General features: G+C 67.0%; 23 protein-coding genes. 10 read left to right on the forward strand and 13 right to left on the reverse strand.

Annotated features, from left to right (window positions below):
• The 11 genes from nuoK to F5544_RS21910 all read right to left on the reverse strand — a co-directional run bounded on the left by nuoK (position 1) and on the right by F5544_RS21910 (position 11,161).
• Positions 1–300 carry an NADH-quinone oxidoreductase subunit NuoK gene (gene nuoK, locus F5544_RS21860; RefSeq protein ID WP_167474912.1) on the reverse strand — a complete coding sequence of 100 codons (300 nt, stop codon included), beginning with the start codon at positions 298–300 and terminating at the stop codon, positions 1–3.
• Positions 297–1,139, reverse strand: coding sequence for an NADH-quinone oxidoreductase subunit J (locus tag F5544_RS21865; RefSeq protein WP_167474913.1), 843 nt, complete (start codon positions 1,137–1,139; stop codon positions 297–299). The genes nuoK and F5544_RS21865 overlap by 4 nt, the downstream gene beginning before the upstream one ends.
• Complete coding sequence (nuoH, locus tag F5544_RS21870; RefSeq protein ID WP_167474914.1) at positions 1,136–2,953, reverse strand: NADH-quinone oxidoreductase subunit NuoH; 1,818 nt, start codon at positions 2,951–2,953, stop codon at positions 1,136–1,138. The genes F5544_RS21865 and nuoH overlap by 4 nt, the downstream gene beginning before the upstream one ends.
• The gene (locus F5544_RS21875; RefSeq protein WP_167474915.1) at positions 2,946–5,396 is read right to left on the reverse strand and encodes an NADH-quinone oxidoreductase subunit G; all 2,451 of its coding nucleotides are present in this window, start codon (positions 5,394–5,396) and stop codon (positions 2,946–2,948) included. Before F5544_RS21875 ends, nuoH begins: the two co-directional genes overlap by 8 nt.
• Positions 5,393–6,709, reverse strand: coding sequence for an NADH-quinone oxidoreductase subunit NuoF (nuoF, locus tag F5544_RS21880; protein ID WP_167474916.1), 1,317 nt, complete (start codon positions 6,707–6,709; stop codon positions 5,393–5,395). Before nuoF ends, F5544_RS21875 begins: the two co-directional genes overlap by 4 nt.
• Positions 6,706–7,407, reverse strand: coding sequence for an NADH-quinone oxidoreductase subunit NuoE (nuoE, locus tag F5544_RS21885; protein ID WP_167474917.1), 702 nt, complete (start codon positions 7,405–7,407; stop codon positions 6,706–6,708). The genes nuoF and nuoE overlap by 4 nt, the downstream gene beginning before the upstream one ends.
• A complete protein-coding gene (nuoD, locus tag F5544_RS21890; protein ID WP_238847380.1) occupies positions 7,404–8,789 on the reverse strand; it encodes an NADH dehydrogenase (quinone) subunit D in 1,386 nt (461 codons plus the stop codon). The genes nuoE and nuoD overlap by 4 nt, the downstream gene beginning before the upstream one ends.
• Positions 8,789–9,562, reverse strand: coding sequence for an NADH-quinone oxidoreductase subunit C (locus F5544_RS21895; RefSeq protein WP_167474918.1), 774 nt, complete (start codon positions 9,560–9,562; stop codon positions 8,789–8,791). The genes nuoD and F5544_RS21895 overlap by 1 nt, the downstream gene beginning before the upstream one ends.
• A complete protein-coding gene (locus F5544_RS21900; protein WP_167474919.1) occupies positions 9,559–10,113 on the reverse strand; it encodes a NuoB/complex I 20 kDa subunit family protein in 555 nt (184 codons plus the stop codon). The genes F5544_RS21895 and F5544_RS21900 overlap by 4 nt, the downstream gene beginning before the upstream one ends.
• Before the next feature lie 55 nt (positions 10,114–10,168).
• The gene (locus F5544_RS21905) at positions 10,169–10,549 is read right to left on the reverse strand and encodes an NADH-quinone oxidoreductase subunit A (RefSeq protein ID WP_167474920.1); all 381 of its coding nucleotides are present in this window, start codon (positions 10,547–10,549) and stop codon (positions 10,169–10,171) included.
• 213 nt (positions 10,550–10,762) lie between these two features.
• Positions 10,763–11,161 (reverse strand): hypothetical protein, encoded by a 399-nt coding sequence (locus tag F5544_RS21910; RefSeq protein WP_374111265.1) that lies wholly within the window; start codon positions 11,159–11,161, stop codon positions 10,763–10,765.
• Positions 11,162–11,324: 163 nt separating this feature from the next.
• Here F5544_RS21910 and F5544_RS21915 point away from each other — a divergent pair, with 163 nt between their 5' ends.
• From F5544_RS21915 to F5544_RS21950, 8 genes are all read left to right on the forward strand, one after another.
• The gene (locus F5544_RS21915) at positions 11,325–12,860 is read left to right on the forward strand and encodes a hypothetical protein (RefSeq protein WP_167474922.1); all 1,536 of its coding nucleotides are present in this window, start codon (positions 11,325–11,327) and stop codon (positions 12,858–12,860) included.
• A 3-nt stretch (positions 12,861–12,863) separates the two neighbouring features.
• Positions 12,864–13,307: a hypothetical protein gene (locus F5544_RS21920; protein WP_167474923.1), complete on the forward strand. Its 444-nt coding sequence runs from the start codon at positions 12,864–12,866 to the stop codon at positions 13,305–13,307.
• Positions 13,307–15,028, forward strand: coding sequence for an FHA domain-containing protein (locus tag F5544_RS21925; protein ID WP_167474924.1), 1,722 nt, complete (start codon positions 13,307–13,309; stop codon positions 15,026–15,028). Before F5544_RS21920 ends, F5544_RS21925 begins: the two co-directional genes overlap by 1 nt.
• A 166-nt stretch (positions 15,029–15,194) precedes the next feature.
• Positions 15,195–16,007 (forward strand): SAM-dependent methyltransferase, encoded by an 813-nt coding sequence (locus tag F5544_RS21930; RefSeq protein WP_167474925.1) that lies wholly within the window; start codon positions 15,195–15,197, stop codon positions 16,005–16,007.
• A 22-nt stretch (positions 16,008–16,029) separates the two neighbouring features.
• Complete coding sequence (locus F5544_RS21935; RefSeq protein ID WP_238847381.1) at positions 16,030–16,902, forward strand: LysR family transcriptional regulator; 873 nt, start codon at positions 16,030–16,032, stop codon at positions 16,900–16,902.
• Positions 16,903–16,989: 87 nt separating this feature from the next.
• Positions 16,990–18,132 (forward strand): NAD(P)/FAD-dependent oxidoreductase, encoded by a 1,143-nt coding sequence (locus F5544_RS21940; RefSeq protein ID WP_238847382.1) that lies wholly within the window; start codon positions 16,990–16,992, stop codon positions 18,130–18,132.
• Positions 18,129–19,016, forward strand: coding sequence for an RNA polymerase sigma-70 factor (locus F5544_RS21945; RefSeq protein ID WP_167474926.1), 888 nt, complete (start codon positions 18,129–18,131; stop codon positions 19,014–19,016). Before F5544_RS21940 ends, F5544_RS21945 begins: the two co-directional genes overlap by 4 nt.
• Positions 19,017–19,132: 116 nt before the next feature.
• Positions 19,133–19,804 (forward strand): class I SAM-dependent methyltransferase, encoded by a 672-nt coding sequence (locus F5544_RS21950; RefSeq protein ID WP_203217627.1) that lies wholly within the window; start codon positions 19,133–19,135, stop codon positions 19,802–19,804.
• A gap of 88 nt (positions 19,805–19,892) precedes the next feature.
• On the opposite strand, the gene F5544_RS21955 is transcribed toward F5544_RS21950, so the two are convergent.
• Both F5544_RS21955 and F5544_RS21960 read right to left on the reverse strand, forming a co-directional pair.
• The gene (locus F5544_RS21955) at positions 19,893–20,447 is read right to left on the reverse strand and encodes a flavoprotein (RefSeq protein WP_167474927.1); all 555 of its coding nucleotides are present in this window, start codon (positions 20,445–20,447) and stop codon (positions 19,893–19,895) included.
• A 21-nt stretch (positions 20,448–20,468) separates the two neighbouring features.
• The gene (locus F5544_RS21960; RefSeq protein ID WP_167474928.1) at positions 20,469–21,647 is read right to left on the reverse strand and encodes a helix-turn-helix domain-containing protein; all 1,179 of its coding nucleotides are present in this window, start codon (positions 21,645–21,647) and stop codon (positions 20,469–20,471) included.
• Between the two features lie 457 nt (positions 21,648–22,104).
• On the opposite strand from F5544_RS21960, the gene F5544_RS21965 reads away from it, so the two are divergent.
• Together F5544_RS21965 and F5544_RS21970 are read left to right on the forward strand one after the other, a co-directional pair.
• Entirely contained in the window at positions 22,105–22,323 is a 219-nt protein-coding gene (locus tag F5544_RS21965; RefSeq protein ID WP_167474929.1) for a hypothetical protein, read from the forward strand.
• A 53-nt stretch (positions 22,324–22,376) separates the two neighbouring features.
• On the forward strand, positions 22,377–22,706 hold the full coding sequence (locus F5544_RS21970; RefSeq protein ID WP_167474930.1) for a hypothetical protein: 330 nt from the start codon (positions 22,377–22,379) through the stop codon (positions 22,704–22,706).
• Positions 22,707–22,910: the final 204 nt, after the last annotated feature.

Here is a 22,910-nt window from a genome sequence, read left to right on the forward strand (position 1 = left end):
TCAGAACTTCAGCAGGTTGGCGTCGTCGACCGAGGTCGAGCGGCGGGCGCGGAAGATGGTCATGATGATGGCCAGTCCGACGACGACCTCGGCCGCCGCGACCACCATGGTGAAGAACGCGTACACCTGCCCGTCCAGGTTGGCGTGCAGGCGGGCGAAGGTGACGAATGCCAGGTTCACCGCGTTGAGCATCAGCTCGATGCACATGAATACGACGATGGCGTTGCGGCGCAACAGGACTCCGGCCGCGCCTATGGTGAACAGCAGGGCGGACAGGAACAGATAGTTCTGGGGATTCACCGGGTGCCTTCCTCGTCGCTGTCAGGGCTGTGTTGGATTCCTGGTTGTTCGATGCCCCGCTGTTCGGATCCCACCGAGATCACCGCGGCCTCGGTGAGCGCCCTGGTGCGGCGGTGCCGCAGGATGGTGCTGACGGACAGTTCCTCGAACGAACCGTCCGGCAGCCTGGCCGGAACGTCGACGGCGTTGTGCCTGGCGTAGACGCCGGGGGTGGGCAGCGGGGTGGCGCGGTGCGTGCCGTCGCGGAACCGCCGCCGCGACATCTCCCGCTGACCCAGCCGCCTGCCGAAGTTCTCCCGGTGCGCGAGCACCATCGCGCCGATGGTCGCGGTGATGAGCAGTGCGCCGGTGAGCTCGAATGCCCACACGTACCGCACGAAGATCAGCTCGGCGAGTCCGGCGATGACGTCGCGGTACGGGAAACCCGTTGCCGGATAGGTGATTCCGGAATGCCGGATGCCGTTGGCGATACCGCTGATGAGCAGCAGCCCGAAGCCGAGCCCGACCGCGCCGGCGGCGATTCGCTGGCCGCGCAGCGTCTCTCGCAGCGATTCGGCCGAATCGACGCCGACGAGCATCAGCACGAACAGGAACAGCATCATCACCGCGCCGGTGTAGACCACGATCTGCACGACGCCGAGGAACAGCGCGTCCTGTGCCATGTAGAACAGGGCGAGGGTGATCATGCTCGCCGCCAGGCACAGCGCCGAATGCACTGCCTTGCTGGTGAAGATCATGCCGAGCGCGCCGAGCACGGCCACCGGGGCGAGTATCCAGAATTGGACGGTCTCCCCGGTGGACGTGCTGGTGAGCGGTTCGGCGGCCAGTAGAGCGTTCATCGTGCGCCTCCCTGTGCGGCGGCGATCGCGGGTTGTTCGGCCGCGCCGTCGCCATTGCCGTTGCCGCGCAACACCTTCTGATCGGAGGTGACCCGCTCGAGGTAGTAGTCGGCCTCGGTGCTGCCCGGCGCCATCGCGTGCGGCGGCGCTTGCACGCCCGGCTCGAGCGGTGCGAGCAGCCGGTCCTTCTCGTAGATCAGGTCGGCGCGGTTGTCGTCGGTGAGTTCGTAGTCGTTGGTCATGGTGAGCGCGCGGGTGGGGCAGGCCTCGATGCACAGGCCGCAGCCGATGCAGCGCAGATAGTTGATCTGGTAGACCCGCCCGTAGCGTTCGCCGGGTGAGAACCGTTCGGCCTCGGTGTTATCCGCACCCTCGACGTAGATGGCGTCGGCGGGGCAGGCCCACGCGCACAGCTCGCAGCCGATGCACTTCTCCAGCCCGTCCGGGTGCCGGTTGAGTTGGTGACGGCCGTGGTAGCGCGGCGCGGTCGGCACCTTCTGTTCCGGATAGAACTCGGTATTGGGCCGCCGGAACATGGTGGCCGCGGTGACCGCGAACCCGGCGAGCGGTTCGAACAGGCCCGGCTGCGATACGTCGTGTGCCGGCCGCTCGGGCAGCGGCGGCGTCGGAAAACCAAGGAACACAGCGGAATCCGTGACCGGCTCGGCGGCCGGCGGCGGCGCGCCCTTCCTGCGCCCCGCCCGGATGAACATGCCGACCATCGCGCCCGTGATCAGCAATCCGCCCACGACCAGCGCGGGCGTCTCGATGTGGTGGTAGCCCTCGGCGTCGATCACCCGGGCGGCGGCCACCAGCATCACCCACAGCAGCGAGGTCGGGATGAGCAGCTTCCAGCCCAGGCTCATGAACTGGTCGTAGCGCATCCGGGGCAGCGTGCCGCGCAGCCAGATGAAGACGAACAGGAATGTCCACACCTTGGCGGTGAACCACAGCACCGGCCACCAGCCGGAGTTCGCGCCCGCCCACAGGCTGATCGGGAACGGCGCGTGCCAGCCGCCGAGGAACAGCGTGGTGGCGAGCGCGGAAACCGTTGCCATATTCACATATTCGGCGAGCATGAACATGGCGAACTTCAGCGAGGAGTACTCGGTGTGGAAGCCGCCGACCAGCTCACCCTCGGCCTCGGGCAGATCGAACGGCGCCCGGTTGGTCTCGCCGACCATGGAGACGCAGTAGATCAGGAACGAGGGCAGCAGCAGGAAGACGAACCAGGTGCCGTACTGCGCCGAGACGATTCCGGAGGTGGCCATGGTGCCCGCGTGCAGGAACACCGCGGCGAAGCACAGCGCCATCGCGATCTCGTACGAGATGACCTGTGCCGTCGAGCGCAGGCCGCCGAGCAGCGGATAGGTGGATCCGGATGCCCAGCCCGCCAGCACGATTCCGTATACGCCGATGGAGGTGATGGCCAGGATGTACAGCACGGCCACCGGCAGATCGGTGAGTTGCAGCGCGGTGCGATGCCCGAGCACCGACACCTCGGGCCCGAACGGGATGACGGCGAACGCCATGAACGCCGGGATCACCGAAATGATCGGCGCCAGAATGTAGATCGGCTTGTCGACGATGGCCGGGACGATGTCCTCCTTGAGCGCCATCTTCACGCCGTCGGCGATGCTCTGCAGCGATCCGAACGGGCCCACCCGGTTCGGGCCGATGCGCATCTGCATGCGCGCCACGATCTTTCGCTCGGCGACCACCGCGATCATCGGGGTGAGCAGCAGGAATACGAAGATCACCAACGATTTCGCGATGACGAGCCAGAGTGGGTCGTGACCGAATACATCACTCATGGCGGTGCTCCTTCATCCTCTCGTCGGCGCGGTGCAGGTGCACGATCGCGCCGGGCTGGGCGGCGAGGGTTTCGTACACCGGGCTGCCCGGCGAGTTCAGCGGCAACCAGACCACCCGGTCGGGCAGGTCGGTGATCAGCAGCGGCAGCGTGATCATGCCGCGGTCGGTGGCGACGGTGACCGGATCGCCTTGGGCCGCACCGATTTCCGCGGCGGTGTTGCGGGACAGCCGGACCACCGGCGGCCTGCCGATACCGGCCAGGTTGGGTTCGCCGTCCTGCATGCGGCCCAGGTCGAGCAGCATCCGCCAGCCGGCCAGCACCGCGGTGCCCGGCCCCGGCGCCGCGGCGGGAGCGGCGGGCTGGGTCGGCGCGGCGAGCGGCGGTCCGTCCCAGGCGCCGAGCTCGTCGAGTTCGGCGCGGGCGGCGGCGGTATCGGGCAGGCGCAGTTGGACTTTCATCTCGTCGGCGATGGCCTGCAGCACCCGTTGATCCGACAGCGGCGCCGAGGTGCGGCGGACCGTGCTGTCGGCGAGCGCGGCATCGAACGGGCGCGGCCTGCCCTCCCAGGTGCGGAAGGTGCCCGCCTTCTCCATCGCGGTGGCCACCGGGAACACCACGTCGGCGCGGTCGGTGACGGCGCTGTGGCGCTGTTCCAGGCTGACCACGAACCGGGCCGCGTCGACGGCGGCCAGCGCGGCCGCCGGATCGGGCAGGTCGGCGAGGTCGACGCCGCCGATCACCAGCGCACCGAGATTCCCGGCGGCGGCGAGGATGGCGGCGGTGTCGCGGCCCACGCTCACCGGCAGGTCCGGCACATTCCAGACCGCTCGAACCTGTTGGCGCGCACGGGGATCGGCGACGGGGCGACCACCGGGCAGCAGCGCGGGCAGCGCACCGGCCTCGACCGCGCCGCGCTCACCGGCCCGCCGCGGCACCCAGGCCAGCGCGGCGCCGGTCTCCTCGGCCAGCCGCACGACGGCCGACAGCGCACCGGGTATCCCCGCCATTCGCTCGCCGACCAGAACCACCGCACCGGGTTCACGCAGCATCCTGGCCGTGGGCGACTGGCCGCCGCGCAGCGCGTCGAGCAGCTGCGGCTCCTCGCCCGGCGCACAGCGCAGCAGCGTGCCGGACATGCGTTCCAGGCCGCGAGATGCGAAGGGCGCCAACGAATACACCGGCAGTCCGCGTTTGCGGGCCGCCTTGCGCAGCCGCAGATAGATGATCGGCGATTCCTCTTCCGGCTCGAAGCCGACCAGCAGCACGCCGGGCGCGGCCTCCATGCTCTCGTAGGTGACCGTCATCGGCTGCCCGGCGACGCGGGCGGCCAGGAATTCGGCCTCCTCGGCCGAGTGGACCCGGCTGCGGAAGTCGATATCGTTGGTGCCCAATGCGATTCGCGCGAACTTGGCGTACGCGTAGGCATCCTCCTCGGTGCCCCGCCCGCCGACGAGCACACCGGCGTTGCCGAATGCCGCGGCCAGCCCCTCCGCGGCCCGGGCGAGCGCCTCCGACCAGGAGGCGGGAGCCAGCGTGCCGTCCCAGCCGCGGACCAGCGGCGTGGTGAGCCGGTCGCGTTCGGTGGCGTAGGCGAAGGCCCAGCGGCCCTTGTCGCAGTTCCACTCCTCGTTCACCTGCGGATCGTCACCGGCCAAGCGGCGCAACACTTTTCCGCGTCGATGATCGGTGCGCTGCGCGCATCCGGAGGCGCAGTGCTCGCAGACATTGGGGCTGGAGACCAGGTCGAACGGGCGGGCCCGGAACCGGTAGCTGGTGCCGGTGAGCGCGCCGACCGGGCAGATCTGCACCGTATTGCCGGAGAAGTAGGAGTCCAGCGGTTCGGCCTGCGCGGTGCCGACCTGTTGCAGCGCACCGCGTTCCAGCAGTTCGATGAACGGGTCGCCGGCCACCTGCTGGGAGAACCGGGTGCAGCGCGCGCACAGCACGCAGCGTTCGCGGTCCAGCAGTACGGCCGTGGAGAGCGGAATCGGCTTGGGGTAGGTGCGTTTTTCGCCGTCGAAGCGGGATTCGGCGCGTCCGTTGGACATGGCCTGGTTCTGCAGCGGGCATTCGCCGCCCTTGTCGCAGACCGGACAGTCCAGCGGGTGGTTGATCAGCAGCAGCTCCATCACACCCTCCTGCGCCTTGTCGGCCGCGGGGGAGGTGAGTTGGGTGCGCACCACCATGCCGTCGGTGACCGTCATGGTGCAGGAGGCCACCGGCTTGCGCTGACCCTCCACCTCGACGAGGCATTGGCGGCAGGCGCCGACCGGGTCGAGCAGCGGGTGGTCGCAGAAGCGCGGCACCTGGATGCCGATGAGTTCGGCGGCGCGGATGATCAGCGTGCCCGCGGGCACGCTGATGGTGGTGTCGTCGATGGTGACGCTCACCAGATCAGCGGGCACCACCCCACTGCTGTTCGCATTAACCGTGGCTGTCATCGAGCCTCCTCTGCCCAGGCGGTCGATCGCGCGGGATCGAATGGGCACCCGTCGAGTCGCAGGTGATCCAGGTATTCCTCGCGGAAGTACTTCAGCGAGGAGATGATCGGGCTGGCCGCGCCGTCGCCGAGTGCGCAGAACGACTTGCCGTTGAGGGTGTCGCTGATGTCGAGCAGTTTGTCCAGGTCGGCCTCGCTGCCGTGGCCCGCCTCGAGTCGCTCCAGCAGCTGCACCAGCCAGTAGGTGCCCTCGCGGCACGGCGTGCATTTGCCACAGGATTCGTGCGCGTAGAACTCGGTCCAGCGCAGGACGGCGCGCACCACGCAGGTGGTGTCGTCGAAGATCTGTAATGCCTTGGTGCCCAACATGGATCCGGCGCCCGCGACACCCTCGTAGTCGAGCGGGACATCGAGGTGTTCGTCGGTGAACAGCGGGGTGGACGAGCCGCCCGGCGTCCAGAACTTCACCCGGTGCCCGTGGCGCACCCCGCCCGCGTAATCCAGCAGCTCGCGCAGCGTGATCCCGAGCGGCGCCTCGTACTGGCCCGGCCGATTCACATGCCCGGACAGCGAATACAGCGTGAAGCCGGGCGATTTCTCGCTGCCCATGGACCGGAACCACGCGGTGCCGTGCAGGATGATCGGCGGCACGCTGGCAATGGATTCGACATTGTTCACCACGGTCGGGCAGGCGTACAGGCCCGCGACGGCCGGGAAGGGCGGGCGCAGTCGCGGCTGCCCCCGCCGCCCCTCCAGCGAATCCAGCAGCGCGGTCTCCTCACCGCAGATGTACGCGCCCGCGCCGGCGTGCACGGTCAGCTCCAGGTGGTAGCCGGAGCCGAGGATGTTGTGCCCCAACAATCCCGCGGCATAGGCCTCGGCGACCGCGGCCTGCAATCGCCGCAGCACCGGAACCACCTCGCCGCGCACGTAGATGAACGCGTGCGCCGCGCGGATCGCGTACGCGGCGATGATCACGCCCTCGATGAGGGTGTGCGGTGCGGCCAGCATGAGCGGAATGTCCTTGCAGGTACCGGGTTCCGACTCGTCGGCGTTGACCACCAGGTAGTGCGGTTTGGTGATGCCGTCCGGGCCGGGGCCCTGCGGGATGAAGCTCCACTTCATTCCGGTGGGGAAGCCCGCGCCGCCGCGGCCGCGCAGGCCCGAATCCTTGATGGTCTGGATGATCTGGTCGGGTTCCATCCGCAGCGCTTTGCGCAACGCCTCGTAGCCGTCGTGGCGGCGGTAGGCGTCGATGGTCCAGGAGCGCGGTTCATCCCAGTGCTTGGTCAGCACTGGCGTCAATGAGGTCATGCGTCCTCCGGTGCGGGGGCGGACATGTTGTGCTCCTTGGCGATTCGCAGTCCGACCACCGTCGCCTCGCCGGGTTCGCCCTCCAGCACGCCGGGCCGCTGGTCCGGGAATCCGGCCAGGATGCGGGCGGTCTCCCGGAAGGTGCACAGCGGCGCGCCGCGGGTCGGGGTGACCTGTTCGCCCGCGCGCAGCGAATCCACAAGGGCGCGAGCCGATTCCGGCGTCTGGTTATCGAAGAACTCCCAGTTGACCATCACCACCGGCGCGTAGTCGCATGCGGCATTGCATTCGACGTGTTCGAGGGTGACCTTGCCGTCGGGGGTGGTCTCGCCGTGCCGCACGCCCAGATGCTCGCTCAGCGTGGCCATGATCGCGTCGCCGCCCATCACCGCGCACAGCGTGTTGGTGCAGACGCCGACGTGGTAGTCGCCGGTGGGTTCGCGCCGGTACATGGAGTAGAAGGTGGCGACCGCGGTGACCTCGGCGCCGGTCAGATCCAGTTGCTCGGCACAGAATTCGATGCCCGAACCGGTGACGTAACCCTCCTCGGCCTGCACCAGGTGCAGCAGAGGCAGCAGCGCGGACCGCGGATGCGGGTAGCGGGCGATGATCTCCTTGGCGTCCACCTCGAGCCGTTCCCGCACGAACGGCGGATACGGTTCCGGGCGGCTCGTGAGCTTCAATAAAATCTCTGTCATCGGTCAACTCCGCCCATCACCGGGTCGATGCTGGCGACCGATGCGATGACGTCGGCCACCATGCCGCCCTCGCACATCGCCGCCACCGCTTGCAGATTCGTGAACGAGGGGTCGCGATAGTGCACCCGGTACGGCCGGGTGCCGCCATCGCTCACCATGTGCACGCCGAGTTCGCCGCGCGGCGATTCCACCGCGACGTACACCTGGCCCGCCGGCACCCGAATGCCCTCGGTGACCAGCTTGAAGTGGTGGATCAACCCCTCCATCGACTTGCCCATGATGCGGCCGATGTGCTTGGGGGAGTTGCCCAATCCGTCCGGGCCCAGTTGCAGGTCGGCGGGCCAGGCGATCTTCCTGTCGTCCACCATGACCGGGCCGGGCCGCAGCTTGTCCAGGCACTGTTCGACGATTTTGAGCGACTCCTTCATCTCCTCCACCCGGATGACGTAGCGGCCGTAGCAGTCGCAGCCGGTGGTGGTGGGGATGTCGAATTCGTAGTTCTCGTAACCGCAGTAGGGCTGCGACTTGCGCAGGTCGTGCGGTAATCCGGTGGCGCGCAACATCGGACCGGTGATGCCGAGCGCCATGCAGCCGGTCAGGTCCAGGTAGCCGATGTCCTGGGTGCGGCCCTTCCAGATCGGGTTCTGGGTGAGCAGCAGTTCCAGTTCGCGCAGCCGTTTCGGCATGAGCGCCAACAACTCTCGCACCTTCTGCACCCCGTTGTCGGGCAGATCCTGTGCGAGGCCGCCGGGCCGGATGTAGGAGTGGTTCATCCGCAGGCCGGTGATGGTCTCGAAGACGTCGAGGATCAGTTCGCGCTCGCGGAATCCGAACAGCATCGGGGTGAGCGCGCCCAGCTCCATGCCGCCGGTGGCCAGGGCCACCAGATGTGAGGAGATCCGATTGAGCTCCATGAGCAGCACCCGAATCACGGTGGCGCGCTCGGGAATCGCGTCGGTGATGTCGAGCAGCCGCTCGACGCCGAGGCAGAAGGCGGTCTCGTTGTAGAAGGGGGACAGGTAGTCCATCCGGGTGACGAAGGTGACGCCCTGGGTCCAGTTGCGGAATTCCAGGTTCTTCTCGATGCCGGTGTGCAGGTAGCCGATGCCGCAGCGGGCCTCGGTGACGGTCTCGCCCTCGATCTCCAGGATCAGCCGCAGCACGCCGTGCGTCGACGGATGCTGCGGGCCCATATTCACGACGATGCGTTCCTCGCCCGCGCCCGCGAGGGATTGGGCGACCTGCTCCCAGTCCTGTCCGGCGACGGTGACGACCGCGGGATCCGGTCCGGTGTCGTCGGCGGTCTCGGGCCTAATCTCGGTGCCGTGCCCGCCCGTCGCCCGACCACCGCCCCCCACTGAATCGCTTCGCGATGCTGGCATTAGTTGTACGCCCTCCGCTCGTCGGGCGGCGGGATGCGCGCGCCCTTGTACTCCACCGGGATCCCGCCGAGCGGGTAGTCCTTGCGCTGGGGATGTCCGCGCCAGTCGTCCGGCATGATGATGCGGGTCAGCGACGGGTGGCCGTCGAAGACGATGCCGAAGAAGTCGTAGGTTTCCCGCTCGTGCCAGTCGGTGGTCGGATACACCTCGTACAGCGAGGGGATATGCGGATCGGCGTCCGGCGCGGAGGCCTCGACGCGGATGCGCCGATTGTGCGTGATCGACATGAGCGGATACACCGCGTGCAGTTCGCGGCCCGCGTCGTCCGGGTAGTGCACGCCGCTGACGCCGAGGCACAGCTCGAAACGCAGTGCGGGATCGTCACGTAACGCGCGCGCCACCGCCACCAGCCGTTCGCGGCGCACGTGCAGGGTGAGCTCGCCGCGGAAGACGACCACCTTCTCCAGTGCGTCCTCGAATCGGATTCCCTTCGCGGACAACGCGTTCCGTAGTGCGGCCACCACCTCGTCGAAGTAGCCGCCATACGGCGCGGGCGAACTGCCCGGCAAACTGACCGGTTTCACCAACCGGCCGTAGCCGGAGGTGTCACCGGTCCCGCTGACGCCGAACATGCCACGGCGCACGCCGATCACCTCCGCCCCCTGCGCGGTGGTGTCCTCGGGTACCGTCGCCTCCGGGCCAGCAGTCTCCGCGCCGATCGAATCGGCGTACGTCTCTTCGGTTTCGGTGTTGTTGTTGCTGTCGAAGGTCATCGCAGCAGACCCTCCATCCGGATGGTCGGCGTCGCCGCGAGCGCCGCCTGCTCGGCGGCACGGATCGCTTCCTGGCGGTTCACGCCGAGCGGCATCTCCTGAATCTTTGCGTGCAGTGCCAGAATCGCGTTGAGCAGCATCTCCGGCCGCGGCGGGCAGCCGGGCAGGTAGATGTCCACCGGCACGATGTGGTCGACGCCCTGCACGATGGCGTAGTTGTTGAACATGCCGCCGGAGGATGCGCAGACCCCCATGGCGAGTACCCATTTCGGCTCGGTCATCTGATCGTAGACCTGACGCAGCACCGGGCCCATCTTCTGGCTGACCCGCCCGGCCACGATCATCAGATCGGCCTGGCGCGGGGAGGCGCGGAACGCCTCCATGCCGAAGCGGGCGATATCGAAACGTCCTGCGCCCGTTGCCATCATCTCGATGGCGCAGCAGGCCAGGCCGAAGGTGGCCGGCCACAGCGAACCCTTGCGCAGGTATCCGGCGAAATCCTCCACGGTGCTCAGCAGAAAGCCGCTGGGCAGTTTTTCCTCGAGACCCATATCCGACCGACACTCACTTCCACTGTGTTGCTACGGAATTCGGCGCTGATCCGGCTCAGTCCCAGCTGAGCCCGCCGCGCTTCCATTCGTAGGCGTAGGCCACCGAGACGTTGACGATGAACAGCGCCATCGCGGCCAGACCGAAGAGACCGAGCGCATCGAAGTGGACAGCCCACGGATAGAGGAACACGATCTCGATGTCGAAGATGATGAACAGCATCGCGGTGAGGTAGTACTTCACCGGAAAGCGTTGTCCGGTAACGTTTCCCGGCCCGCCGGCGACCGCGTGCGGCGTCGCTTCGATACCGCATTCGTACGGCTCGAGCTTGGCCCGGTTGTACCGCTTCGGGCCGACGAGGGCCGCGGCGACGATGGAGAATACGGCGAACGCGGCCGCGACCGCGCCCAGGACAAGAGTCGGCACCTCGATGTTCACGACTGCACTTCCCCTCCTTGTAAGGACGGCTGTGGGCAGCTGCGGGCGTAGGGCCACCTATGACTGTTGATTGGTCATGCAGCAGCCCGCACTCCTGTGAGCTAGGGCACAGACTACAACCGCACCCCCTGGGTGCATCCCTTTTCCGACCGGCGTTTGATCGAAGTTGCTACTCCGATTTATGACCGAAACGGGGGTAATCGAGGAGGGGACTCACGCCGCCGAACGGTTGCGCAGCAGCGCGACGACGGCGTCGGTCAGCTCGATCGGATCGATCGGGTGCGAGACCGCGGCCTCGGCGCGCGACCAATTCGCCAGCCAGGCGTCGTCGGGGCGGCCGGTGAGCACGAGAATCGGTGGGCAGTGCCGGATTTCGTCCTTGAGCTGTTTGGCCAGACCCAGCCCGCCCGCGGGCACCGACTCACCGTCCAGGATGGCCAGATCGATACCGCCCGCGTCCATCCGCTCGATGACCACCGGCGCGGTGGCGACCTCGAGATACTCGATGGCGGGCAGTTCGGGATGCGGTTGTCTGCCGAGGGCCAGGGTCACTTGACTCCTGGTGTCGGCATCGTTGCTGTAGACCAGCACCCGCAGCGGGGTGGAACGCATCGCATCGGCCACGGTGGGCATGGTACGACGCCGACGCCCGCGCCCGTGGCAGGTTGGCGCAGATTCGCGGTTGTCGGCGCGCCACGTCGCGACGCGCGGAAGTGCTTGCGCCGGAAAGCCGATCGCAAGTTGTCTGTAAGAATATGCCGGTAAAGTCCGGAAAATGCGGGGAGACATCACGCAGGCCCTCATCGATACCGATGTGTGGACCGATGAAATGCTTGACCAATCGGGAATTCCGATCATCGATGTGCCGCTGGTGTTGATCGGCAGCGGAATCGGTTCCTTCGTCACCTACGACACGCTTCGGATCTACGGCGTGCCCGCGCAATCGATGGCGGTACTCGGACCGCAGAACGTGCCGTGGCAATCCTACGAGTACCTGGTGAAGTGCTCGCAGATCCCGCGGATGGAGCGACTGCGCAGCGATTCACAGTCCGCGCCGGACAATATCTGGGGGTTCCCCTCCTACGCGGTGCGGGAGGCGTTCGCGGAGAAGTCGATCAAACCGCTGTGGAACGTTTTCACCGAGCCCATCTTCAGTAACTATTACACCCCGCGCTCGGGCCAGGCATTCCGCGGTATGGAACGGGAATTCACCAGAATCGGGTACGCGCAGTCCTTGCACAAGGGGCACGTCCGCATGGTGCGCAAACGTGCGGGCGGCGGCTATTTCACCATACTCACCCCGCCGGACGGCACCACGCCCACCAAGCGAATCGCCTTCCGCAGCATGTATGTTCACGTGGCCGTCGGCTATCCGGGCCTGAAGCTGCTGCCCGATCTGCAGGAGTACCGGGAGAAGTATCGCGACCCGTCGCGCGTCGTGAACGCCTACGAACCGCACGAACACGTCTATCAGGCCTTACAGCGCAAACCGGGCACGGTGATGATCCGCGGCAGCGGGATCGTGGCCAGCCGGGTGCTGCAGCGGCTCATCGACGATCGGGACAAGCATCGGCTGAACACGCAGATCCTGCACCTGTTTCGCAACTACGTGGCAAAAGCGCACGGCCCCAACGTCTGGAGTCGCAGGCCTGGTAAAGACGGCTGGGCCTTCCAGGGTTTCAATTATCCGAAATCGGTGTGGGGCGGACAGCTCAAGGCGAAGATGCGCGGGCTGCAAGGGGAGGAGCGGGCCATCGCGTACAAGGAGATGGGCGGCACGAACACCCCGATCCGGAACAATTGGCGGGCGCAGTTGAAGCGCGGACGCAAACAGGGGTGGTACCAGGTGATGGCGGGCACCGCGCGCGATCTGCGCCCGGCGCCCAACGGAGTCACCGCCACGATCGTGCCGGATCCCACCGCGCCACTGCCGTTTCCGCCGCCGACCCAGCCGTTCGACAACACCGTCGACTACATCATCGACTGCACCGGGCTGGAGGCCGACATCCGCGAACACCGGCTGCTGGCCGACTTGCTCGATCACGCGGGCGCGGGCCGCAACCCGGTCGGCAGGCTCGACGTGGACACCACCTTCGAGCTGATCGGCACGCGCAGCGGCGCCGGGCGCATCTACGCCTCCGGCAGCGCGACGCTCGGCGGGCCGTTCCCGGGCGTCGACACCTTCCTCGGGTTGCAGATCGCGGCCCAGGAAATCGCGGACGACCTTGCGGCGCTCGGCTTCTGCAAGCGGATGGGTCCGCTGCGGTCGACCCGGCAATGGTGGTTGTGGGCTACGAACAAGAAGATCTGAACAATGCTGCCGACACTGAACGGGCGGATCCAGACCCGCATTCTGGCGCTGGGCGTCATCGGGCTGATCGTCCTGCTGATCATCACACCATTTCTGCCGACGGGTTCGCTGAGCCTGCTACAGGCCTACCGGATAACGGTTTCGGTGCTGCTGGCGACGGTCCTGGTCGGGGTGCTGTGGGAGTTGCTCTACCATTTCCTGCAGCAGTTCCGTTGGGAGAAGGACTGGCCGACGCTGTTCGGGTTCATCACGATCGTCAACGAGGGGGCGCTGATATGGGTCCTCGTGCGCTACACCACGATCGTGCTGCCGGAGAACCTGCATCCCGATCTCACCGCATTTCTCATTCAGTTCATCGTCACCTGGCTCGCCTTCTGGCTCGTGGTCAACGGGCCCATGCGGTTGATGTTCCACCGGTGGCGATTCCAGGGCGGCAGGTTCCTGTGATGGATCGACAGATCGAAGTTTTGCCCGGCACCCATCTCGTCGCGGGTGTCGCGGGCGCGGTCGTGCTGGTCGCGCACCGCGACGGCACGCCGCCGACGGCGAATTCGCCCGCGTGGCAATCGCTTATGGCGCTCACCCAGCTGGTGCGGCAGGCGGCGGCCAAGGAGCAGCGGCGCACTGGCCGCGCCTTGGCCCGGTTGGCCACCAACTGGCTGATGAGCCTGGACTACGAGGAAGAGGTGGAATTCGGGGTGCTGTCCCCGGCCGATTCCGGGCTGGCGGTGTTCCTGCACGGCGGGATCACCGCGGTGCTGGCCGGGCCGGAGCGGGTGGAGGTGCTGCGCGGGCGCGACGCCGGATTCACCGTCGACCGAGTGGTGATCCCGGCGCCGGGTGTCGGCGCAGGACTGTTCGTCGACGAGGCCGGGCAGAGCACGGAGGTGTTGCCGCCCAGGGGGATTCACGCGTTGGAGGCCGGTACCGCACCGGGTTCGGGAGCCGTGGTGTGGACCGGGCCCGTTCCAGGTGTTCCGACGGTACCGGCCGGGCCGGTGCTGGTGAAACAGTTGGATCATCCGGTCGCGCCGCCGGAACCGGTGCTGCCGCAGGCTGATCCACTGGTCGGTCGGGTGGTGCCGCGAGCGGACGAGTCCGCCGGGCAGCAGTCGGCAGCGCCGGATTGGCTCGTCCGGCGAACGGAACCGATTGGGCGACAGTCGGATCCGGCGGCCGGTCGGCAGGATTCGGGGTTGTCCGCGGGTCGATCCGTGTCGCGTCCGGAAGCGGTTGTGCCGCAGGCGGATCCTTCCGTGACGCAGCCGGAACCAGCGCTGCCGCAGGTTGATCTATCGGTCATCGGGTCGGAATCGGATTCGCCCGAGGCAGGGCGGCAGCAGGCGATGTCGGCGCAGGCCGATCGATCTGTCGCGCGGCCGTTGCGGCCCGCCGAGCAGCCGGAGGCCACACAGCTGGACCAGTCCGTCGTGCCGCCGGAACATGTTGTACCGCAGCAGGATCAGCCGTCATCCGGGTCCGGGCCGGGCGGACGCGCGGTGCCCAAGCCCGTATTGGGTAAGGCCGCAACCGAACCCGACGATCTGCCGGTTCCGGGCATCCGGGAAGCCGCCGAGCAGCCGACCATGGTGCACACCGAGCCCGACGAGCACACCCCGGTCGCCCCGGATGGCGAGACGGTGCTCGCCCAACCGACGGTCGCGCCCGAGGCGGCGGTGCACACCGGATCCGGCACGGTGGTCAAGGGTTTCAAATGCGCGCGTCACCACCTCAACGATCCGCGGGTGTCGTTCTGCGCCGTCTGCGGCATCCGGATGGACCAGCTGACCTGCGTGCTCACCGACGGTGTCCGCCCGCCGCTCGGCCTGCTGCTGCTCGACGACGGCAATCAGTTCGTCCTCGACAACGACATCGTGATCGGCCGGGAGCCGGAGCATTCCGAGGCGGTGTCGCAGCGTGGCGCCCGGCCGGTGCGGCTGGAGGATCGGTCCGGCGGTATGTCGCGGGCGCATGCGGAGATCCGGTTGATCGACTGGGATGTCACGGTGGTCGACGGCGGATCCACCAACGGCACCCACATCCGGCAGCCGGGCGCGCAGGAATGGACCCGCGCCATTCCGGGGCATCCGGTGAAGTTGCAGCCCGGCGCGCAGGTCCTGCTGGGCGGCCGGGTGGCGACATTCGATTCGCAGCACGGGCAGCTCTGAACGAAATAGCTTCGGCGGCAAGCAATTCCGGGCGACACACCGACTCCGGTCCGGCGGTTCGCCCGGATCGCGGGCGGATGATTCGGGTTGGCGAAGCGCGCACCTCGCCAGGCGCGGTCTCCTACCATGAAGGGCAGGCACGGAACTCGTGGACGAGGGTGTTGACATGGCCGATCAGCCGAACACGATAGACCAGAGCAAGCCGAGCATCGCGCGAGTTTACGACTACCTACTCGGCGGCAAGGATAATTATCTCGTCGATCAGCAGGTCGGCGACCGTTTCAAGAACGACCTGCCCGGGTCGGTGGCGATCGCGCAGACGAACCGTCAGGCCCTGATCCGCGCGGTCCGCGATATGTCGGCCGCCGGGATGCGGCAATTCATCGATTTCGGCAGCGGGTTGCCCACCGCCGACAATGTGCATCAGGTCGCGGAACGGCATGCGCCGGGCAGCCGGGTGGTGTACGTCGATATCGATCCGATCGTGCTCGCGCACGCTCGGGCGCTGCTGGCCACGAACAACAGCACCACCGTGATCCAGGCGGATCTGCGCGATCCGAAGCGGATTCAGGACGATCCGGAGGTCGCGCGGCTGATCGACTTCAGCCAACCGGTCGGGATCGTGTTCAGTGCCATCCTGCATCACCTCAACGACGAGGAGAATCCCGCCGAGGTCGTGCGCTACTGGACCGATCAGCTGGTGCCGGGCAGCCTGGTCTACATCTCGCACTTCCGGTCCGGACACAATGCGGAGACCGAGGCGGCCGAGCGCACACTGCAGGACACCTTCGGGCGCGGCCGGTGGCGCGACGACAACGAGATCCGGGAGCTGTTCGGCGATCTGGAAATTCTCGAGCCGGGCATCACCTACTGCGCCGCCTGGCGGCCCGACGTGCGCGACGCCGCCACCGGTGAGACGGCGCGGCGGCCGACGGTGTGGGAGCAGCTGATCGTTTCGGGGCTGGCCCGGAAGAACTGACCGGCGCCCGCGCGCAGCCGTCATGGGCATGGTGAGCGCGGGCCGGATGGAAACGTTCCTCGCCGTCGCCCGTCACACCAGCATCCGGCGGGCGGCGGCGCAGTTGCACGTCACCGAGGCGGCGGTGTCGGCGGCGGTCGCGCATATCGAAAAACAGTTGGGCGCCAAGCTCATCGCCAAATCCGGCCGGGGGATCACGCTCACCGAGGCGGGCCGGGTCTACGCCGACTACTGCCGCAGCATCCTCGGTTTGATGGAGGAGGCCCAGGCCGCGGTGCGGCAGGCCGAGACCGGGCGGCTGCGGATCGGGGTGGTCGCGACGGCCGGGGAGTATGTGCTGCTGCGCCCGCTGGTCTCGTTCCGCAGTCGCTATCCGGATATCGAGCTGAGCCTGTCGATTCATCCGCGCGATGTGCTGTTCCTCGAATTGCGGCATCACGAAACGGATCTCGTCATCGCGGGGCGGCCGCCGCGCGACGCGGGCCTGGTGACCAGGGCGCGCCGGGCCAGTCAGCTCGTGGTGGTGGGTCCGCCGCACGAGCGAGACGCGTTGCGCGCCACCTGGTTACTGCGCGGGCGCGGCTCGGGGACCAGGGAAGCCACGCTGAGCCTGTTCGAACGGCTGCAGATCAACCCGCCGACGCTGACCCTCGGCACCCACGGCGCGGTGCTGGCGGCGGCGCGAGAAGGGTTGGGCGTCACGCTGATTCACAGCGACGCCATCTCGCAGGACCTGACATCCGGGGTGCTGCGGGTGCTGGCGGTGCCGGGTACGCCGCTGGACCGGCCGTGGCATGCCACCACCACCCGCAGCCCGGCCCCGACGGCCCGGCTGTTCCTGTCGCACATCACCGATCCGGCGGCGGTCGGGAAAGACGCGTTCCAGGCCCTGTGATCGGTGACACAACGTCGCGGCGTCACGGTCGCGGCGTTCCCGGTGTCCATGAGGTATCGGCTTCGAACGAATCGGGAGGTGGTCGCGGTGACGCACGTGGTGGTGGTCGGCGCGGGATACGCGGGCGTGATGGCGGCGAATCGGATTGCGGCCAAAGGTAATTCGGATATTCACGTGACGGTCGTCAATGCGCGGCCGGAATTCGTGGAACGGATCAGGCTGCACGAGCACGCGACGGGCGGTGCGGTGGCGTGGCGGCCGTTGAGCGAATTGCTGCATCCCTCGGTGCGGCTGCGGGTCGCGACGGCGGAGACGATCGGTGCGCGGTCGGTGCGGCTCGACGACGGTGCGGTGATCGACTTCGATTATCTGCTCTACGCGGTGGGCAGTATGGCGGCGCCGGGGCCCGTCGGATGCGAACATGCCTGGAGTATCGCGGATTTCGACACCGCCGAGGCATTGCGCGCCGAACTGCGGCGGCTGCCCGCCGGCGCCAGGGTCGTCGTGGTCGGGGGTGGTCTCACTGGTATCGAGAGTTCCGCGGAGATCGCTTACCGGTATCCGGCCCTGACAGTCGAATTGGTGTCGGACACGGTCGCGGGATGGCTGCCCGAGGCGAGCCGGGCGAATATCGCGCGCAGGCTGGCGGATATCGGTGTGGTGCTGCGTACGGGGTTGCGGGTCAATGGTATTCGCGCGAACGAGGTCGTCACCGACGCGGGGCCGCTGTTCAGCGATTGCACGGTGTGGGCGGGTTCGTTCGCGGTGCCGGACCTGGCGCGGCGCAGCGGACTTCCGGTGGCCGCCGACGGGCGGCTGCGCACCGATGAAACGCTGGTCTGCGTGGACCATCCGCGGATCGTCGGCATCGGTGACGCCGTTGCGCCGCCCCGCGATGTCGGCGATCATTTGCGAATGAGTTGCCAGGCAGCGATACCGTTGGGAGCGCACGGCGCGGACACCGTGCTCGCGCTGATCCGGGGCGCGGAACCCGCGCCGATCTCGATCGGCATGGGCGGGCAGGGGATCAGCCTCGGGCGGCGCGACGGGTTCATCCAGGTCTCGCGCCTCGACGACACCCCGGTCCGGATCGCGTTTTCCGGGAGGGCCGCGGCCGTGCTCAAGGAACGCGTCTGCCGCTACACGCTGTTCGAGCTCCGGCATCCGCGGCTGCATCGGTGGCTGCGCGGTCCGGCCGTAGCGGCCGACGCGGTCGGTGCGCCGGTATGACCGAAGCGGATGTGTTCGATCAGCTGCGGCCGCTGCTGTTCACGATCGCGTACGAGATCCTCGGCAGCGCCGCCGACGCGGAGGATGTGTTGCAGGACAGCTATCTTCGCTGGCGCGACACCGATCACGCCGAGGTCGAACACCCGCGCGGCTATCTGGTCCAGATCGTCACCCGCCAGGCGCTGAACCAGCTGCGGACGGTGCGGCGCAGGCGCGAGGACTACCTCGGCAGCTGGCTGCCCGAACCGATCCGCACCGAGCACGACGCCAGCCACGATGTGCTGCTGGCCGAATCGGTGTCGATGGCGATGCTGCTGGTGCTGGAAACGCTCACACCCACCGAACGGGCGGTGTTCGTACTGTCGGAGGTGTTCGGGCACAGCCTCGTCGAAATCGCGGGCATGATCGGCAAATCCGATACCGCGGTGCGTCAGATCGCGCACCGCGCCCGCTCACACGTGCAGGCCCGCCGCAAACGCTTCGAACCCGACACCGACACCAGCGAGGCGGTGATCGGCCGCTTCCTGCTCGCCGCCCGCACCGGCGACGTCCAAGCCCTGATGGACGTCCTCGCCCCCGACGTCGTCCAGATCTCCGACGGCGGCGGCCGCGTCACCGCCGCCCGCCACCCGATCGTCGGCGCCGAGCCCGTCGCCCGATTCCTCATCCGCCTGGCTCGAAACACCCTGGCGGGCATGGAAATCGAATTCGGCACCTTCAACGCCCTACCGGCGGTACTGCTGCGCTCCGAAGGCCGTCTGGATTCCGTACTGATGATCGAGGTGGTGGGGGAACGCATCACCGGGCTCTACGCCGTCCGCAACCCCGACAAGCTGCGCACCGCGAACGTGGTGCGCACCCTCGAGCGAGGCGGAGACGACTGACCCGCTCGGCAACCGTCCGCCCGCAAATCTGTGGTGTTTCGGCGGCGAACCTCATAGCTTGTGCGTTCGTGACCAGCGACCCGAAGATCCGTCCGAATCGACGCGACCGTGGCCGAGTGTTCAACGAGGTGCCGGAGCTCTACGACCGAAACCGGCCTGGATACCCCGATGAACTGTTCGCCGACCTCGGTGCCATCACCGGCCTGGACGAACGCTCGGTGGTGCTGGAAGTAGGCTGCGGTACCGGTCAGGCGACGCGCGCGCTGGCCGCGCTCGGCTGCTCGGTGACAGCCGTAGAGCCGGGCGTCGATATGGCCGCACTCGCGCGCCGGCGGATCGCGGCGTTTCGCAACATCGAAGTCGAGACCTCGACGTTCGAGGAGTGGGACGACCGCGGCCGACGCTTCGATGTGCTCGTGGCCGCGTCGTCGTGGCACTGGGTTGACCCGTCGGTCGGCTGGCCGCGAGCCCACGAGGTGCTCTATCCCGACGGCTGGATGGCGCTGCTCGGGAATATTGTTGTCCGCAGGCCCGGGGAACCCGAAGTTTATGCCGAGACCGCCGATCTCCACGAGCAGTTCTGCCCCGGTAACCCCGACTGGGGGCACCCTCCGCTGGAGGACGAGGTGCGTTCTACCGACGAGGGCTGGGGCCCGATCAACGATCCAGGACTATTGTTCGGCCCGACGATCGTGCGCTCGATCGCGGCGTACGTGAGCCCCTTCTCGACGCCATCGCCGAACGCATCCGGACGCGGATGGGCGACCGAGTATCACGGCGTTATCTGACTGTTCTCCGTGTCGGACAGCGCGCTGAATGAGGCCGGAGACCGTCTTATGGTCCTGGGGCTGAAGCGTTTTCGGCATCGGGCCGTTATCACTGCGGATTCGACCGCCAGGGGTGGTCCAGCAATGCTTGCCATGCGGCTGCCCAGGGGAATGCGTTTCTGTGGTCGCCGCCGCTGCGGGGTTCGTGGGGTGGATCCTCGGCTATCACCGTTACACCCCAGTCCGACAGCTTGCGGACTGCTTCCCCCACCGGCGGAAAACTCATCAACGCGCGATTCACGAACGGCACGGCCACTACAGGCCGCTGAAGGCCGACGGCTTCCACCAGTAAGCCGAGAGGCAACGTGTCCGAGATCCCCGCGGCCCACTTCGCCAGCGAGTTCGAGGTAATCGGCGCGACGATCATCGCATCGGCGGGTGGAAGGGTATCCGGCGCGTCAGGTTCCTTGTAGTGGCTGCGTACCGAGTGCCCTGTCTTGGCGGCAAGCGTGTCGGCATCAATGAACTGATAGCCGGCGGGCGAGGCGATGACGCAGACGTCCCAGCCGTCGGCCTGCGCGAGGTCGACCAGTTTCCCCACATCTCCCGCGACGGTTGCCCCGGTGACGATCGCGTAGAGGACCGGCGCGCCCTGACCATTCATATGCACCATCGTCTCAGTCCGCTAGAGCGCGGCCCCCAACCAGGAGGCGAACCCGAGCAAGCTGTCTGTCTGCCGCCGCTGCGCCGCAGCTATCCCGTACACGGTTTCGCGGACCGCAGGATGCAGGCGGGTTTGCTGGGGCGCTATAGCGCGAGCCTTGTTCAGCGCGGCCAATGCGCGGTCCGGCTTGCCCGACATCAGCCAAGCACGAGCATTGTCCTGCCAGTGGTATCCAGCGCGCGGCGGTGCCATGTCCGGTGGTAGTTGCAGCGCAGCACCCTCGCGAGCGGCTTTTCCGGGATCCCCGGCCTCCAATTCGACCGCACATGCATGAATCTCGACATTCCCCGGACCGAAATCTGTTGTATACAAGTCGCTTTCATGGTTCATCGGTCGCGCGATAAGCCGCGCCTCCTGGATGTGCGTTTGAGCGAGTTCCAGCCGTCGCCCACGCGCGGCGACAATGGCACCGCGAAGATGCCCGTAGCCGCGGAGCATCTGCTCTCCCTCACTGCTACCCGGGAGCAGATCAAGTCCCCGTTCCACCAGCGACATCGCTACTTCGGTGGACCCATGCGACATAAGCAGACGGGACCGTTTCATAAGGCTCCGGACCGCGTAGCCGGGATCCTCGGTGTGCTCAGCGGCCCAATCTAGCCGATCGAGCACCAGTGCCGTCAGGGACGAGTATCCGAGTCGACAGCATGCACCCTCGGCAGCGATGAATGCCGCACAGAGCATCTCGTATGCCTTGGTGCGGTCGCGGTCGTGTTGGGCGCTCTGCACTGCTCCATGCAACTGCCGAATCAGACCGGGAAGGAGCGCTAAGGCGCGGCGCGTCCGATCATTGTGCAATGCCGACTCGGCCAGCATCAGCTGTGCCGCTAACTCCGGTTGACTTGTTGGCTCGATTGCTTGCGCATACGCGCCCTCGGCCAGCACCGTCCGGAGCTCGGCAAGTCCCTCCAGCGGCCCATCTTCGGCAAGCGTTTCAACGTAGGGAGTTCCGTAGAGCCGATCGGGATCGACGCCGAGCGCATTGGCTACTGTCGCGATAAAGCCAGGTGAGGCAACTTCCCGGCCTTGCTCCACCGCCTTGACCATGCTGAGGCTGTAGCGGGCGCGCGCAGCCAACTGCCGCTGGCTCAATCCGGCGACCTTGCGCTCTGCGGCAATTGCTTGCCCCACGTGCGGACCCATGCTCCGAGCGTAGATCGATGTCCGCACCGCGGTGCCTTTCTGTCCCTCGTCTGTCCCTCGCCGAGCTTGCGAACGGCGAAGCTTAAGGCGGGTGCTTTCCACATGGGTAACCGACCGAAGGTGGGGGACGATGGGGCAATCAGGAATCGGCGCTGTGCGGCAAGCGATTTCAGCTGGAATCGGTATTTGTTGCGATGAGTAGCACTCTGCCGCAACGAATTCCGGGAAAGAGCGCTTTCCCGGCAGTATTCACCGATCGCGCATCAGCCGAACTGGTGGCCCGTGTCGCCGCTGGGGTCCGGCAATGGAGCGGTGCCTCCGAAACTCCGAATCCTTATCAAATCCACTACATCAGAGGATGGTTCATACGATGCCCACTGAATTGACGACGACCTTGATAGTACTCGGGTTCGCTATCACCCCCGGACCGGCGGACGCATGAAGGACGCTGATGACGATGAGCGAGTGGGATACATGGAAGGAAGCGCTGAAAACCCTGGCCACTCAACAGGGATACAGCTTGGAGGTGCGAACCTCCTCCGAACCGTACTGCTGGCATCTGCTCGACCACGACCGTGCCGAGATCGCTTCCGGCTCGCTGAAAGATCTCGAGGGGTATCTGAATGCGATTGGCCGTCGCCAGGATTCGGACGGTCCGTGTGGTGATGTTCGGTGATTGATCAGGATCGGGACTGGCTGCCCGGCCGCACCGGCGGATACGGTGCTGCCATGGAATCAAAGCTGGGCAAGGGTGACGTATGCGAACTGCCCGCCACCGCGTCCGTATGGCTCACCGACGACCCGCAACCCGGGTTGGTTCTGGTCGAGTTCACCGACGCCATCGGTCGACCTCACCAACTGGTCGATAAGAGCGCCATCTTCGGCAGCGATCTGCATCCGACCTCGGCCTACCCCCGCCCCACTGCCGTCCGGTGCACGATCGAAGACATCAACGGCGAAATCGCAACGGTCAGCGTGCACTGGGTGCCCAGCCGCGTCACCGACATGCCGTTCACCTTCGAGGTTCGGCTGGATACACTCGGCCCGGTTGCCGTCTGAACATCCGATCAGTATGCCCCCGATTCCCTTGTGCGACTGGGGATCTTACGTGGTAGCGGGTCAGCCCGATGCTATGCGGCGGAGCCGCGGGTCGATCTCGGGCGAGCATTGGGGTCGGCGACTGTGCGGCAGGTCATACCGGTGTGGTGTCACGGTGAGCGCTCGACCGGTGTCTGCGAGGTATTCCGAACTATGTGTGGGAGG

The organism is Nocardia arthritidis (assembly GCF_011801145.1).
Classification (GTDB): Bacteria; Actinomycetota; Actinomycetes; order Mycobacteriales; family Mycobacteriaceae; genus Nocardia; species Nocardia arthritidis_A.

Bases quoted from the DNA above. Each gene is read 5' to 3' on its own strand.
- F5544_RS21900 (WP_167474919.1), bottom strand. From the start codon at position 10,113: ATGGGTCTCGAGGAAAAACTGCCCAGCGGCTTTCTGCTGAGCACCGTG.
- F5544_RS21960 (WP_167474928.1), bottom strand. From the start codon at position 21,647: ATGGGTCCGCACGTGGGGCAAGCAATTGCCGCAGAGCGCAAGGTCGCC.
- nuoH (WP_167474914.1), bottom strand. From the start codon at position 2,953: ATGAGTGATGTATTCGGTCACGACCCACTCTGGCTCGTCATCGCGAAA.
- nuoF (WP_167474916.1), bottom strand. From the start codon at position 6,709: ATGACCTCATTGACGCCAGTGCTGACCAAGCACTGGGATGAACCGCGC.
- F5544_RS21910 (WP_374111265.1), bottom strand. From the start codon at position 11,161: ATGCGTTCCACCCCGCTGCGGGTGCTGGTCTACAGCAACGATGCCGAC.
- F5544_RS21965 (WP_167474929.1), top strand. From the start codon at position 22,105: ATGAGCGAGTGGGATACATGGAAGGAAGCGCTGAAAACCCTGGCCACT.
- F5544_RS21970 (WP_167474930.1), top strand. From the start codon at position 22,377: ATGGAATCAAAGCTGGGCAAGGGTGACGTATGCGAACTGCCCGCCACC.
- nuoE (WP_167474917.1), bottom strand. From the start codon at position 7,407: ATGACAGAGATTTTATTGAAGCTCACGAGCCGCCCGGAACCGTATCCG.
- F5544_RS21895 (WP_167474918.1), bottom strand. From the start codon at position 9,562: ATGACCTTCGACAGCAACAACAACACCGAAACCGAAGAGACGTACGCC.
- F5544_RS21955 (WP_167474927.1), bottom strand. From the start codon at position 20,447: ATGAATGGTCAGGGCGCGCCGGTCCTCTACGCGATCGTCACCGGGGCA.
- F5544_RS21935 (WP_238847381.1), top strand. From the start codon at position 16,030: ATGGGCATGGTGAGCGCGGGCCGGATGGAAACGTTCCTCGCCGTCGCC.
- F5544_RS21920 (WP_167474923.1), top strand. From the start codon at position 12,864: ATGCTGCCGACACTGAACGGGCGGATCCAGACCCGCATTCTGGCGCTG.
- F5544_RS21925 (WP_167474924.1), top strand. From the start codon at position 13,307: ATGGATCGACAGATCGAAGTTTTGCCCGGCACCCATCTCGTCGCGGGT.
- F5544_RS21945 (WP_167474926.1), top strand. From the start codon at position 18,129: ATGACCGAAGCGGATGTGTTCGATCAGCTGCGGCCGCTGCTGTTCACG.
- F5544_RS21875 (WP_167474915.1), bottom strand. From the start codon at position 5,396: ATGACAGCCACGGTTAATGCGAACAGCAGTGGGGTGGTGCCCGCTGAT.
- F5544_RS21865 (WP_167474913.1), bottom strand. From the start codon at position 1,139: ATGAACGCTCTACTGGCCGCCGAACCGCTCACCAGCACGTCCACCGGG.
- nuoD (WP_238847380.1), bottom strand. From the start codon at position 8,789: ATGCCAGCATCGCGAAGCGATTCAGTGGGGGGCGGTGGTCGGGCGACG.
- F5544_RS21915 (WP_167474922.1), top strand. From the start codon at position 11,325: ATGCGGGGAGACATCACGCAGGCCCTCATCGATACCGATGTGTGGACC.
- F5544_RS21930 (WP_167474925.1), top strand. From the start codon at position 15,195: ATGGCCGATCAGCCGAACACGATAGACCAGAGCAAGCCGAGCATCGCG.